The sequence below is a fragment of the Micromonospora trifolii genome, from assembly GCF_022229005.1.
Taxonomy (GTDB): Bacteria; Actinomycetota; Actinomycetes; order Mycobacteriales; family Micromonosporaceae; genus Micromonospora; species Micromonospora trifolii.
In genome coordinates this window covers 64415-79727 of record NZ_JAKKFD010000005.1, presented here as the reverse complement: position 1 = coordinate 79727, position 15313 = coordinate 64415, and the positions used below count along the sequence as shown (strand labels likewise).

The window sequence follows — 15313 nt, the reverse complement described above, 5'->3', positions numbered from 1 at the left end:
GACAGCCTGATGAACAACCCGACCACACGGCCCGACGACGCCACCGACCTGGCGGACGAGGGCATCGAACCGATCGCGATCGTCGGCCTCGCCGCGCGCCTACCCGGCGCCGCCGACGTGCGCGAGTTCTGGCGCAACCTGGTCGACGGGGTCGAGTCGGCCACCGAGCTCACCCGCGAGGAGCAGTTGGCCCGGGGCGCGACAGTCAACGAGGTCGACGATCCGGGCTGGGTCAATCGCGTCCCGCTGGTCGCCGGGTACGACGAGTTCGACGCCGGGTTGTTCGGGATGACCCGCCGGGAGGCCGAGCTGACCGACCCACAGCACCGGCTGTTCCTGGAGACCTGCCACACCGCGCTGGAGGACGCCGGCTACGACCCGTCGCGCTACGACGGCGCGATCGGCGTGTACGCGGGCACCGGCGGCAACACGTACCTGCAGCGCAACGTGCTGCGTAACGAGCGGGCCGGCGGCAACCCGCACACCGCGGTGTCCATCGCCACCGGCAACTCGCCGAACTACGTGGCCACCAACGTGTCGTACCGGCTGGACCTGCGTGGGCCCAGCATGACCGTGCACACCGCCTGCTCGACCTCGTTGGTCGCCTTCCACCTGGCCTGCGAGGCGCTGCGCAACGGCGAGTGCGACATGGCCCTGGCCGGCGCGGCGAACATCGAGCTGCCGCACGTCGGCTACCTGGGGATGGAGGGCTTCACCTCGCCTGACGGCCGGTGCCGCCCGTTCGACGCCGACGCGAACGGCACGGTGTGGGGCAGCGGAGTCGGGGTGACCCTGCTCAAGCGGCTCTCCGACGCCATCGCCGACGGCGACACCGTACGCGCCGTGGTGCTCGGCAACGCGATCAACAACGATGGCGCCGGCAAGGTCGGCTTCACCGCGCCGAGCGTCGACGGGCAGATGGCGGTGGTCGCCCAGGCCGTGGCGATGGCCGACGTCGACCCGCGCACCATCACCTACGTCGAGGCACACGGCACCGGCACGGCGATGGGCGACCCGATCGAGGTGGCCGCGCTCTCCGCGGTCTACACGAAGGACACCGACGAGCGGGGCTGGTGCGGCATCGGCTCGGTGAAGTCGAACATCGGGCACCTCAGCCAGCCGTCGGGCATCGTCGGCGTGATCAAGACGGTGCTGGCCATGGAGCACGGTCTGCTTCCACCGACGATCAACTTCGAGACGCCGAACCCGGCGGTCGAGTTCGCCGACACCCCGTTCTTCGTGACGAACACGCTGACCAAGTGGGACGCCGACGGCGGGCCGCGCCGGGCGGGGGTCAGCTCGTTCGGCATCGGCGGCACCAACGCGCACGTGGTGCTGGAGGAGGCGCCGGCGGCGTACCGGGACGACCGGCGGGTGCGCCCGGCGCACCTGCTCCAGGTCTCCGCGGCCACCCCCACCGCCCTGGACGCGGCGGTGCGGCGCCTCGCCGATCACCTGGACGGCGCGGCCGACGCCGGGCCGGAGTACCTCGGCGACATCGCGCACACCCTGCGCGTCGGCCGCAGGCAGTACGCGCACCGCCGCGCCGTGGTCGCCACCGACCTGGCCGCCGCGGTCGCTGCCCTGCGCTCTCCCAAGCGCGGCCCCCGCGCACCGCAACCATTGACCGACAGTCCAGCCCCGGCACAGGTAGCTTTCCTGTTCAGCGGTCAGGGAGCCCAGTACGCCGGCATGGGCGCGCAGCTCTACGCCGAGCAGCCCAGCTTCGCGGCCGCCGTCGACGAGTGCGCCGAGCTGCTTCGCCCCGAACTCGGCCTGGACCTGCGTGACCTGATCCTCGGCCGCGACCCGGCGGCGGGGGAGCGCCTCGTCGAGACCCGCTACACCCAGCCGGCCCTGTTCACCGTCGAGTACGCCCTGGCCGTCCTCTGGCAGGCCGCCGGGGTGCGGCCGGCCGCGATGATCGGCCACTCCATCGGCGAGTACGTCGCCGCCACCATCGCCGGCGTGCTGAGCCTGCCCGACGCGCTGCGGGTGGTCGCCGGCCGGGGCCGGCTCATGCAGTCGGTGCCGACCGGGTCGATGCTGGCGGTGGCGCTGGACGAGTCGGTGGTCGCGGCGCAACTGCCCGCGGGGCTGGCGGTCGCCACCGTCAACGGCCCGGGCACCTGCGTGGTGGCCGGCCCGACAGCGGCGGTCGAGGCGTTCGCCGCGACGCTGGACGGCAAGAGCAAGATGCTGCGCACCTCGCACGCCTTCCACTCGCCGATGATGGACCCGATCCTGGCCGAGTTCACGGCGCTGATGGGCACGGTCACGCTGCGCCCGCCGACGCTGCCGTTCCTGTCCAACGTCACCGGCACCTGGATCACCGCCGAGCAGGCCACCGACCCGGCGTACTGGACGGCGCACCTGCGGCAGCCGGTCCGGTTCGGTGACTGCGTCGCCACCCTGCTCGCGGCGGGCACCTGGCAGCTGCTCGAGTGCGGCCCCGGCCGGCAGTTGGCCAGCCTGGCCCGGATGCAGGTGGCCAGGGCCGCACCGGAGCTGCGCCCGCTCGCCCCGCTGAGCAGCCTGCCCGGGCCGGGCGACGGCACCGGCGACCTGGCCACCCTGCTCGGCGCCGCTGGCGCGCTCTGGTCCGCCGCCGTGCCCGTGCGCTTCGACGACGACCCGGCGGCCCGGCGGGTGCCGCTGCCCACGTACCCCTTCGAGCGCCGCCGCTTCTGGATCGACCCGGATCCGGAGCAGCCGGTCGTGTCCGCCCCGGTCGAGGTGGGGCCGCGACCGCTGCCGCAGTGGTTCGCGGTGCCGGTCTGGCAGCAGGCCGCGCCGCTGCCGGCGGCCGAGCCGCTGGGCCGCTGCCTGGTGCTGACCGCCGGCCCGCGCGGTGACGCGCTGGTCGCCGGCCTGCGGGCCGCCGGCGCCGACCCGATCGTGGTACGCCCCGGCGACTCCTTCGCCGGGACCGACACCGGCTACCACCTGCGCCCTGGGGTGCGCGCCGACTACGACGACCTGGTCGCGGCGCTCACCGCCGACGCGATGCCGGCCCGGTTGGTGCACGCGTTCACGCTGGACGGCCCGCCGGCCGGCACCGACATCGCGGCGGTCTGGGCCGCGCAGGAGCGGGGCTTCTTCAGCGCCCTGCACCTGGTGCAGGCACTCGCTGGCGCCGGCCTGACCAGCGAGAACGACGGCCTCGCCCTGGATCTGGTGACCGCCGGGGTCGGCGACGTCCGCGGCGACGACCTGCGTCGCCCGGAGCACGCCACACTGGCCGGGCTGGTCCGGGTGCTGCCGGCCGAGCTGCCCGGGCTGGCCGTGCGGCTGGTCGACGGGGACCCGGCCGAGGACGACGTCGCCGCCGTGGTCGCCGAGCTGCGCCGCCTCCGGGACCCGGAGCGGGCCGAGGTGGCGCTGCGGGGGCGGCGTCGCTGGCTGCCCGGCTTCGAGCAGGTGACTGTGGACTCCGAGGCGGAGGCGGGAGCCCTGCGTGACGGTGGCCGGTACGTGATCACCGGCGGCCTCGGCGGCATCGGCATCACCCTGGCCGAGGACTTCGCCACCCGGGCCCGGGCCAGGCTGGTGCTGCTGGCCCGCTCCGGGCTGCCGGAGCGTGAGCGGTGGGACGACCACCTCGCGGTGCACGGCGACGACCGGGCCGGGCGGGCCATCGCGGCGATCCGTCGGATGGAGGCCGCGGGCGCCGAGGTGCTGGTGCTCGCCGCCGACGTCACCGACCCGGCCGACCTGCGCCGGGTCCGCGACGCCGCGCAGGCCGCGTACGGCGGCATCGACGGCATCGTGCACGCGGCCGGCCTGCCCGGCGGCGGAATGGCCGAGGTGAAGGAGCGGGCCGAGGCCGAGCGGGTGCTCGCCCCGAAGCTCGCCGGCACGCTCGCCCTCGCCCAGGTCTTCGGTGACCTGCCACTGGACTTCGTGGTGCTGTGCTCGTCGATCACCGCCGTGGTCGGCGGCTTCGGACAGGTCGACTACTGCGCCGCGAACGCGTTCCTCGACGCGCACGCGCGCTCGGGCGCAGGCTGGCGGGCACCGGTGCTGTCGCAGAACTGGGGCGGCTGGGCCGAGGTCGGCATGGCCGTGGAGACCGCCGTGCCGGCCGGCTTCCGGGCGGCGGGCCGGGACACCGTCACCGCGGCGGTCGACCACCCGGTGCTCACCACGAAGGTCACCGGGCCGGACGGCACCGTGCTGCACGGGCTGGTCTCCGCGGCCACCCACTGGCTGCTCGACGAGCACCGGATCGGAGGTGTGCCGGTGGTGCCGGGCACCGCCCACCTGGAGTCGGTCCGGGCCGCGGTGGCCGCCGCGCTGCCCGCGCCCGGTCCGGCCGCGGCGGTGGAACTGCGCGACGTGGTCTTCCTCGAGCCGTTCGCGGTGCCCGACGGCACCGTTGCCCAGTACCGGGTGGAGCTGACCGGCACCGACGACGGCGGCACCGAGTTCGCGGTGCAAAGCCTCGCAGGCGGCCGGCTGCGGACCCACGTGCGGGGCGGCGCGGGCTGGACCGACGAGCCGGCACCGGCACCGCAGCCGGCCACGGTCGTGGGTCGCCGGGTGGACGACGACGCGTCGTTCGGGCGGGGCCGGACCAGCATGCTGACGTTCGGGCCGCGCTGGGCCGCGCTGCGGGAGCACCACCTGGCCGACGGCGAGGAGTTGGCCGTCGTCGAGGCGCCCGCCTCGGCGGCCGACGACCTGCCCGTCTGGGGCCTGCACCCGGCACTGCTGGACGTGGCGACCGCGTTCGGCCGGGGCCAGGGCAGTGGCACCTACCTGCCGCTGTCCTACGGCCGGATCGTGGTGCGCGGTCCGCTGCCGGCCCGGTTCACCAGCCGGTTGCGGCACCGCACCGGCGGCACCGACGAGGTCGTCGCCGCGGACCTGTCGCTGCGCGACCCGGACGGCCGGGAGCTGGTCGAGATCAGCGACTTCGTGCTGCGCAGGGTGGACCAGGGCGCCGTCACCGGTGGCCTGAGCGGACCTGCCGGCGACGACGCCGGGGCGGTGCCGGCCCCGTCCACCGAGGACATCCGGCCGGTGGACGGCGCGGAGGCGTTCCGCCGTAGCCTCACCGCCGGTCTCGGCGCCCAGGTGGTGATCGCCACCCGGACGGTCGAGGACATTCGGCACCGTGCCGGCCGGGTCACCTCCGGCAACCTGGCCGGCGACGAGGCGGCCACCGGGCCGGCCGCGACCGGGGCGTCGGCCGGCGCCGCCGCGCCGGGCACCGAGTTGGAGCTGGCCATCGCCCGGGTCTGGCAGGACCGGCTCGGGGTGCCCGAGGTGGGCGTCGACGACGACTTCTTCGCCCTGGGCGGCAACTCCCTGGTCGCGGTCCAGCTGATCGCGGCGATGCGCAAGGCGACCGGGGTGCGTCTGCCGATGCGCAGCCTCTTCGAGACCCCCACCGTGGCCGGGCTGGCAGCCCGGATCGAGGAACTGCGCGTCGCCGCGGCCGACACCGACGAGCCGGCCACCCCGGCACCGATCCCCGCCATTCCGCGACTGCCCCGCGCGTGACGAGAAACCAGGAGTGGAGAGAACAATGAGCGACACGATCGCCACGCTGCCCGTGGTCGTCGAATCCGACGGCCGGACACTGACCGAGCTGATCACCGAGCGCCGCGCCGAGCTGCGGGCCACAGTGGCCGAGCAGGGCGGGTTGTTGTTCCGCGGCTTCGACGTGGGCGGGGTGGACGGTTTCGACCGGGCGGTCCGGGCGCTGGCCGGTGAGCCGCTGACCTACACCGAGCGGTCCTCACCACGACACGCCATCAAGGGCCGGGTGTACACCTCGACCGACTACCCGCCGGACGAGGAGATCTTCCTGCACAACGAGAACTCGTACCAGGCGCGCTGGCCGTTGACGCTGTTCTTCTACTGCATCACCGCGCCGCAGACACTGGGCGCCACTCCGCTGGCCGACATCCGCCGGGTCTACCGGGAAATCGACCCTGCGGTACGCGAGGAGTTCATCCGCCGCCGCTGGATGCTGGTGCGCAACTTCCACGGAGATTTCGGCGCGAGCTGGCAGCACGTGTTCGGCACCGACGACCGCGCCGAGGTCGAGGCGTACGCGGCGGCGAACCGGATCACGCTGGAGTGGGTGGGCCGCGACGGGCTGCGTACCCGTGCGGTCCGCGACGTCGTGCACCAGCGGCCCGGCTCAGACATCCCCCGCTGGTTCAACCATGCCACCTTCTTCCACGTGAGCAGCCTGGCCAAGGACCTCCAGGAGGGGCTGCTGGCCATGTTCGGCGCGGACGGGCTGCCGTCGAACACCTACTACGGCGACGGCGGCGAGATCCCCGGCGATGTCATGGACCACCTGCGCGCCGCCTACCGGGCCGCCAGCGTCCGCTTCGACTACCAGCGCGACGACGTGCTGGTGGTCGACAACATGACCGCCGCGCACGGCCGGGAGCCGTTCACCGGCCCCCGCAAGATCGCCGTCGCGATGGCCGAACCGCACACCCCCGACACCGATGGAGCACTGTGATGGCCGAGCCCCGATTCCTGGTCGTGCGCAACGACGAGGAGCAGTACTCCATCTGGCCGGCCGGACGGGACCTACCGGCGGGCTGGTACGACATGGGGTTCGCCGGCACCCGCGAGGAGTGCCTGGCGCACATCGACACCGTGTGGACCGACATGCGCCCCCGTTCGGTGCGGGAGTCGGCGTCATGACCCAGGAGTGGACCTTCCCGGCCTCCTTCGCCCAGGAGCGGGTGTGGACGGCCAACCAGCTCGACCCCGGTTCGCCGGTCTTCAACATCTCCGCGCCGTTCGGGTTTCCGGCGGGCGTCACCGCGACCCAGGTCGCCGAGGCGCTCACGCAGGTGGTCGCCCGACACGAGGCACTGCGCACCCACCTGCGGATGGCCGACGGGGTGCTGACGCAGGTCGTCCGGGCCGTCGAGCCGGTGGAGCTGCCGGAGCTGGACCTGACCGACCTGCCCGCCGACGAGCAGCAGGCCCGCGCCACCGACACGCTGGCCGAGCTGGCGCGGACGCCGATCCCGCTGGACGCCCCGCCACTGTGGCGGGCCCGGCTGGTCCGCTTCGCCGCCGACCGGCTCGGGTTGCAGTTCGTGGTGCACCACGCGGTCTTCGACAGTCACTCCGCGGTGCTCTTCGACGCCGAACTGGCCGCGTTCACGCGGGCCGCGCTGACCGGCGCGCCGGCCGACGTACCCGAGCTGCCCATCCAGTACGCCGACTTCGCCGTCTGGCAGCGCGACCAGCTCACCGACGACGAGCTGGACCGGCAGCTCGCCTTCTGGCGCGGCAGCCTGGCCGGTGCGCCGACGGTGACCGGCCTGCCGCTGGACCGGCCGCGCCCCGCCCAGCTCGGCTTCGCCGGCGACGAGGTGCGCTTCGACCTTCCCGACGGGCTGCTGGACCGCGTCGGGCAGCTCGCCGCTGGCACGTCTGCGACTCCGTACATGGTGCTGTTGGCCACCTTCGCCGCTCTGCTGTCCCGAATCTCGGGCGACCCGCAGGTGGTGGTCGGTGTCTCCACCGCCGGCCGGGACGCCGCCGAGCTGGCCCCGTTGATCGGGATGTTCGTCAACCCGGTCGCGGTGTCCTGCGACCTGAGCGGCGACCCGAGCGGCACCGAGCTGGTCGGCCGGGTCCGGGCCGGTCTGGTGGACGCGATGGAACATGGGCAGACGCCGTTCCAGCGGATCGTCGAAGCGGTCGCCGCGCACCGCGACCCGTCGGTGCAGCCGGTGTTCCAGACCGCCCTGAACTTCATCCCGGACTCCGGCCTGGACGTGGTGGCGCTGGGCACCACCAAGGACGACCTGGCGTTCGACATCACGCGCGGCACCAGCCGCCTGGTCTACCGCACCGACCTGTTCGACCGGGCCACCGCCGAGACGGTCGTCGCCCGCTACCTGCGGTTGCTCACCGCCGTCGTCGCCGACCCGGCCACCAGGCTGTCCGCGCTGCCGTTGCTCGACGACGCCGAGCGCGACCTGCTGCGCACGTGGGCCGGCACCGGTGGCGAGGTGGTGCCGACCACTGTGGTCGCCGAGGTGCAGCGGCAGGCCGCCGCCACCCCGGCGGCGGCCGCGCTGCTCTGCGACGGGGTGGAGTTGAGCTACGCCGAGATGTCCGCCCGAGCCAACCGTTTGGCCCGGTTGCTGGTCGAGCGGGGTGCCGGCCCGGAGACCCGGGTCGCGTTGCTGCTGCCCCGATCGGTGGAGCTGCTGGTGGCGATCCTCGCGGTGCTCAAGGCCGGTGCGGCGTACCTGCCCGTGGACACCGACCACCCGGCGAACCGGATCGGCTATCTGCTCACCGACGCGGAGCCGACGCTGGTGCTGGCCACCCCGCAGACGGCCGCGCTGGCCCCGGCCGACGCGCTGGTGCTCGACTCCACGACCGCCGCCGACCTCGACGACACCGACCTGCTCGATGACGACCGCCGGTCGCCGCTGCGCCCGGAGCACCCGGCGTACGTCCTCTACACCTCCGGCTCCACCGGCCGGCCCAAGGGCGTGCTGGTGGAGCACCGCGCGGTTGCCGCGTACCTGGCCTGGGCCCGGGACACCTACCCGGGGCTGGCCGGCACGGCCCTGCTGCACTCGCCCGTCACGTTCGACCTGACAGTGACCGGGCTGCTCGGCCCGCTCACCGTCGGCGGCACGGTCCGGCTGGCGGGCATCGACACGCCCGCCGCTCGGGCCGGCGGGCCGCCCACGTTCCTCAAGGTCACCCCCAGCCACCTGCCGCTGCTCGACGACGCGCTGTCGCCCACCACCGACCTGGTGATCGGCGGGGAGGCGCTGACCGGTGACCAGTTGGCCGGCTGGCGGGCGGCGCACCCGCAGGTCGCCGTCATCAACGAATACGGCCCGACCGAGGCGACCGTCGGCTGCGTCGCCGCCCGGATCGCGCCCGGCCAGTCGGTGCCCGCCGGGCCGGTGCCGATCGGTCAGGCCACCTGGACCACCCGGGTCCACCTGCTCGACGCGGCGTTGAATCCGGTGCCGCCCGGTGTGGTCGGCGAGCTGTATGTCGCCGGGGCGCAACTGGCCCGGGGCTACCTGCGCCGACCGGCCCTCACCGCCGAGCGGTTCCTGCCCTGTCCGTACGGGCCGCCGGGGGAGCGGATGTACCGCACCGGTGACCTGGCCCGCTGGCGAGCCGACGGGACGCTGGAGTACCTGGGCCGCCGCGACAACCAGGTCAAGGTCCGGGGGATGCGGATCGAGCTGGGCGAGATCGAGTCGGTGCTGCGCGCCCGCCCGGACGTGGACGCGGCAACGGTCGTGGTCCGCGCCGACGGTGGTGAGTCGACGCTGGTCGGCTACCTGGTCGGCCCGGTCGACACGGCGGCGCTCGCCGCCGACCTGGCCCTCGAGCTGCCCGCGCACATGGTGCCGACTGCATTCGTCGTGCTGGACGCGCTGCCGCTGACGCCGAACGGCAAGCTGGACAGCGCCGCGCTGCCGGCCCCGGCGGTCGCTGCCACCGATGGGTTCCTCGCTCCGCGTACCGACGCCGAGGCCCTGGTCGCCGAGGTCTACGCCGACGTCCTCCAGGTGGAGAAGGTCGGCGTCCTCGACGACTTCTTCGCTCTCGGCGGCAACTCGCTACGCGGCATGCGGGCGATGGCCCGCATCCGCGCCGAGGTGGACGTGGAATTGCCGATGCGGGCGCTGTTCAGCAGCCCGGTGGTGGCCGACCTGGCGGCCCAGATCGAACAGCAGATCGCCGCCGAGCTCGACGAGCTCTCCGAAACCGAGGTCGCGGCGCTGCTCGTGGCGGAGAAGGACACCCCCTCATGACGGACGTGAAGGACACAGCCCGCGATCCCGCCCGGCAGGCGCTGATCGCCCAACGGCTGCGCCGCCGGTCGGGCGGCGCGCCCACCGCGCGGATCACCCCCCGCCCGCCGGACGCCGAGGTGCCGCTGTCGTACGCCCAGGAGCGGGTCTGGTTCATGGACCAGCTCGCGCCCGGCGAGGCGGCGTACCACATCGCGGTGCCGCTGCGGGTGCGCGGACCGCTCGATGTCGCGGCGCTGCGCCGTGCGCTGGCCGACCTGACCCGCCGGCACGAATCGCTGCGCACGCGGTTCCCGGCCGACCCCGATGGTCGGCCCACTGTGGTGCTCGACGACGTGGTCGAGGTGTCGCTGACAGTGGTCGACGCCGCTGACGAAGCCGCCGCGCAGGAGGTGATCGACCGGACCGCCGCCGAGCCGTTCGACCTGGCCAACGGGCCACTGTTGCGCGCCCTGCTGATCCGGTTGACGGCGAGGGAGCACGTGCTGCTGCTCGGCCAGCACCACATCGTCGGTGACGGCTGGTCGGTGGACGTGCTGCTGCGTGACCTGATCAGCAGCTACCGTGACCGGGAGCTGCCGAGCCTGCCGGTGCAGTACGGCGACTTCGCCGTCTGGGAGGCACGGGAGCTGGCCGCCCCGGGCACCCGCCGGCACCTGGACTGGTGGAAGGACAGGCTCGCCGGCATCACCCCGCTGGAACTGCCGTTGGACCTGCCCCGTCCGCCCACCCAGACCTACCGGGGGGACTTCGTCGAGTTCACAGTTGATCGGGTCACCACCGAAGGGCTGGCCGCGCTGACGCGCTCCTACGGCGGGACCCTGTTCATGACGCTGCTCGCCGCATACCAGGTGTTCCTGGCCCGGCACACCGGGCAGGACGACTTCGCGGTGGGCGCTTCGGTGGCCGGCCGGTCCGCTCCGGAGCTGGAGAACCTGGTCGGCATGTTCATCAACATGCTGCCGATGCGTGCCGAGTTGGCCGGCGACCCGAGCTTCGCCGAGCTGCTCCAGCGGACCCGCAGGGCGGTGCTGGACGGGCTGGAGCACGGCGAGGTGCCGTTCGCCCGGGTCGTGCACGAGCTGGGTCTGCCGCGTGACGTCAGCCGCTCACCGGTGTTCCAGGCGATGTTCGTGTTGCAGAACTACGAGATGGGCCGGTTCGCCGGGGTCGCCGACGACGCCGGGGTCAGCTTCGAGTGGCAACCGATGGAGTTGCGCGCCACCCGCTTCGACTTCGAGCTGCACGCGGTCGAGACCGGTGACGGCCTCTGGGGCAAGCTGGTCTTCAACACCGATCTGTTCACCAGGGACACCGTCGAGCGGATGGCGCACCGGCTGACCACCCTGCTGCGCGCGGTGGTCGCCGCGCCGGACCTGCCGGTCTCCGCACTGGATCTGCTCGCGCCGGCCGAGCGGGAGCTGCTGGCCCTGTGGAACGACACCGCCGGCGACTTCCCCCGGCAGCAGACCCTGCACGCCCCGATCGAGGAGCGCGCCGCTCGTACACCGGATGCGGTCGCGTTGCGGTTCGCCGGCCGATCGACGACGTACGCCGAGCTGAATACGGCGGCGAATCGGGTGGCGCACCGGCTGCGCGCCGCCGGGGTGGGCCCGGAGACCCTGGTCGGGGTGTGCGCGGAACGCTCGGTGGAGCTGGTGGTGGGCCTGCTTGGAGTGCTCAAGGCCGGCGGCGCCTACCTGCCGCTCGACCCGGAGTACCCGCCGGACCGGCTGGCGTTCATGGTCAGCGACGCCGCCGCGCCGGTGGTGCTGGTGCAGGGGCATCTGCGTGACGTGTTGCCCCCGACCGACGCCAGCGTGTTCGTCCTGGACGACGAGTCGGCCTGGGCCGACCAGCCGGCGAGTGACCCGACTCCCATGAGCGGCCCGGCCAACCTGGCGTACGTCATCTACACATCCGGCTCCACGGGCCGGCCCAAGGGCGTGCCGAACACCCATCGGGGCATTGTCAACCGCCTCGACTGGATGCAGCGCACCTACCGGCTCGGTGCCGACGACGCGGTGTTGCAGAAGACCCCGGCCAGCTTCGACGTGTCGGTGTGGGAGTTCTTCTGGCCGCTGCGTGAGGGCGCCCGGCTGGTGCTGGCCGAGCCGGGCGGTCACAAGGACGCCGGTTACCTGCGTGACCTGCTGGTCGCCGAGCGGGTCACCACCGCCCACTTCGTACCGTCGATGTTGACGGTCTTCCTCGCCGAGGACGGCGTCGAGGCGGCCACCGCGCTGCGCCGGGTGATCTGCAGCGGCGAGGAGTTGCCGCTCGCCGCGGCCCGGGACTTCACCGCCCGACTGCCCGGCTGCGGCCTGCACAACCTGTACGGCCCGACGGAGGCGGCGATCGACGTCACCGCGTGGGCGTGCGACCCGGCGCTGCTGGCCGGGCTGACCAGCGTGCCGATCGGCGCGCCGATCAGCAACCTGCGCCTGCACGTGCTGGACGCCCGGGGCAACCCGTGCCCGGTCGGCGTCGCCGGTGAGCTGCACATCGGCGGGGTCGGGCTGGCCCGTGGGTACCACCGCCGAGCGGCGCTGACCGCCGAGCGGTTCGTGCCGGACCCGTTCGCCGCCGAGCCGGGCGCCCGGCTGTACCGCTCCGGTGACCTGGCCCGCTGGCGGGTCGCGCCCGGCGGCCAGCCCGGCGGGGTGCTCGAGTTCCTCGGGCGGATCGACCACCAGGTCAAGCTTCGCGGCCTGCGTATCGAGCTGGGCGAGATCGAGAGCGCGTTGCGCGCCCAGCCCGGCGTGACCGAGGCCGTCGTGCTGGTCCGTGAGGACACCCCCGGCGACAAGCGCCTCACCGGGTACGTGGTCGGCGCGGCCGAGCACGACGCGTTGAAGGTGGCGCTGAAGGAGACCCTCCCCGAGTACATGGTGCCGGCGGCGTTCGTCACCCTGGACGTGTTCCCGCTGACCCCGAACGGCAAGCTGGACCGTCGGGCGTTGCCCGCGCCGGTGGTCACCCGCGCCGAGTCGGTGGCGCTCGTCGAGCCGCGCGACGACACCGAGCGGATGCTCGCCGGGATCTGGTCCGACATCCTCGGCGTGGACACCCTCGGCATCGACGACGACTTCTTCGACCTGGGCGGGCACTCGATGCTCGCCACGCAGGTGGTGGCCCGCATCCGCAAGGCCGAGCACGGCGGCCGACCGGTCGGCGTGATGGACCTGTTCCAGCAGCGGACCATCCGCGACCTGGCCGCCTTCATGTCCGGTGACGGCGCCGGCGACGGCCCTCGTCGGCTGCTCTACGAGCTGACGAAACCGATCCCGGCGGCGCAGCGGGTGATCACGTATGTCTGCGTGCCGTACGGCGGCGGCAGCGCGATCGTCTACCAGCCGCTCGCGGACGCGTTGCCGGCCGGGCACGCGCTCTGGTCCCTGGCCATCCCCGGGCACGATGTGGGGCTCACCGAGGCCGCGCTGCCGTTCGACGAGCTGACCACCCGGGTCGCCGAGGAGATCCTGGAACGCGTCGAGGGCCCCCTCGCGCTGTACGGGCACTGCGGGGTAGGCAGTGCGATCGTCGCCGAGGTGGCCCGCAAGGTCGAGGCCGCAGGCAGGGAACTGACGGCCCTCTACATCGGTGCGATGTTCCCGTTCGCCCGGCCGAAGGGCCTGTTCGCGGCGGTGCGTACCCGGCTCGAGAAGTTGCGCAGCAACCGGCACTACGCGAGCTGGCTCAAGTCGATGGGGGTCGACACCAACGAACTGGACCCGGAGCAGGCCGATCGGATCATCAGCAACATGCGGGCCGACTCCCGGGCCTCGGAGGAGTACTTCACCGACCTGCTGGACCGGCATGCGGTGAAGCTGCGCGCCCCGATCATCTCGGTGGTCGGCTCGGAGGACCCGGTCACGGACTACCACACCGAGCGCTACGCCGAGTGGCAGTTCCTCAGCGACCGGCTGGGGCTGGTGGTGCTGGATCAAGCGGGGCACTTCTTCCTCAAGTATCGGGCGCAGGAGTTGGCCGAGATCGTCACCCAGGTGCATCCGGCGCTGGTCGACGGTGACGTGTCCGCGTTGACGACGCGGGCCCGCGGTGAGGACGCCGCGTGGGTGGTGGCCGACGTCCGGGGCGTCGACGCCGTCACCACCCCGGCGCAGCCGATGGTCCGACCGAGCATGGCCCGGTTCGTGGCGGTGACCGTCGGGCAGTTGGTCTCCACCACGGGCTCGGCCCTGACCGCGTTCGCCCTGCCGATCTGGCTGTTCAGCCGTACCGGCTCGGTAGCCAACCTGGGTCTGCTCTGGGCGCTGGCGCTGATCTGCGGGGTGCTGATGCTGCCGGTCGCCGGGGCGATCACCGACCGGGTCAGCCGGCGAAAGATCATGATGATCGCCAGTTGCAGCGCCGGCACGATCCAGCTGGTGCTCGCCGCGCTGCTCTGGACCGGCAACCTCGCGCTCTGGCACATCTACGCTCTGGTGGCGCTGAGTCAGGTGGCCGCGTCGTTCCAGCGCATCGCGTTCCAGTCGGCGGTGCCGCAACTGGTGCCCAAACGCTACCTGGGGCACGCGATGGGCATCAGCCAACTCTCCAACGGCTTCGCCCTGCTGCTGATGCCGGTCTTCGCCGCGGGCCTGCTCGCCACCATCGGCCTCAAGGGCATCCTGCTTGTGGACGTGGCCAGCTACCTGGTCGCGGTGGTCACCCTGGCCGTGGTCCGCTTTCCCGACCTGCTCGGCTGGCGGCCCAAGGAGCGGCTGCTCGTGGCGATCGCCAACGGCCTGCGCTACTCGTGGCGACACCGCGGCTTCCGTCTGATGCTGGGATACTTCGCGTTGGGCAACATCTTCCTGGCCCCGGCCCTGGTGCTCGTCACCCCGCTGGTGCTCTCCTTCGGCAGCGCCACGCAGGTGGCCCAGGTGGCCCTCGCCGAGGCGCTCGGCGCGGTTGCCGGTGGCGTCCTCATGGCGCTGTGGGGCGGCCCCCGCCACCGGCGCATGGTCGGCGTGCTGATCGGTAACCTCGGCACCGCGCTCGGCTGCGTCCTCGTCGGCCTGGACGCGTCGGTCGTGATGATCAGCGTCGGGGCCTTCTGGTTGGCCATGTCGATGACCACCGCGCAGTCCATCTACGCCACCATCGTCCAGGTCAAGGTGCCGCAGCGCTTCCACGGCCGCGTGTTCAGCCTCAACCAGACCATCTCCTGGTCGACACTGCCGATCGGTTTTGCGTTGCTCGCTCCGGCGGCCACCGGCCTGTTCGAGCCGATGCTCGCCCCAGACGGGGTGCTCGCCGGGTCGGTGGGCGCGGTGATCGGCACCGGCACGGGTCGGGGCATCGGCTTCGCGTACGTCTGCTTCGGTGCGGCGCTGATCCTGATCACTCTGGGCGGCTTCTCGATCCGGCTGCTGCGCCGCTTCGACCTGGAGGTGCCGGACTCGCTGCCCGACGACCTGATCGGTGCCCAGGAGCGGGAACGCCGGCTCGCGGCCCGCGCCGCGCAGCGCGAGGAGGAGCAGGTGCCGGCGGGGGTCTGAGTGGAACTTCTCACGGGG

The 15313-nt window shown here is 73.2% G+C and carries 5 protein-coding genes; all 5 read left to right on the top strand.

All coding sequences use genetic code 11. The features are described from left to right. Positions 1-9 precede the first annotated feature (9 nt). The 5 genes from NIE79_RS04795 to NIE79_RS04775 are packed head-to-tail and all read left to right on the top strand — an operon-like array spanning position 10 to position 15295. Complete coding sequence (locus NIE79_RS04795) at positions 10-5508, top strand: type I polyketide synthase (protein ID WP_238677390.1); 5499 nt, start codon at positions 10-12, stop codon at positions 5506-5508. 25 nt (positions 5509-5533) lie between these two features. Beyond that, positions 5534-6487: a TauD/TfdA family dioxygenase gene (locus NIE79_RS04790; protein ID WP_238677389.1), complete on the top strand. Its 954-nt coding sequence runs from the start codon at positions 5534-5536 to the stop codon at positions 6485-6487. After that, the gene (locus NIE79_RS04785) at positions 6487-6675 is read left to right on the top strand and encodes an MbtH family protein (protein ID WP_238677388.1); all 189 of its coding nucleotides are present in this window, start codon (positions 6487-6489) and stop codon (positions 6673-6675) included. Before NIE79_RS04790 ends, NIE79_RS04785 begins: the two co-directional genes overlap by 1 nt. Beyond that, positions 6672-9788 (top strand): non-ribosomal peptide synthetase, encoded by a 3117-nt coding sequence (locus NIE79_RS04780; RefSeq protein WP_238677387.1) that lies wholly within the window; start codon positions 6672-6674, stop codon positions 9786-9788. The genes NIE79_RS04785 and NIE79_RS04780 overlap by 4 nt, the downstream gene beginning before the upstream one ends. Continuing rightward, positions 9785-15295: a non-ribosomal peptide synthetase/MFS transporter gene (locus NIE79_RS04775; RefSeq protein ID WP_238677386.1), complete on the top strand. Its 5511-nt coding sequence runs from the start codon at positions 9785-9787 to the stop codon at positions 15293-15295. The genes NIE79_RS04780 and NIE79_RS04775 overlap by 4 nt, the downstream gene beginning before the upstream one ends. The last annotated feature ends 18 nt before the right edge of the window (positions 15296-15313 follow it).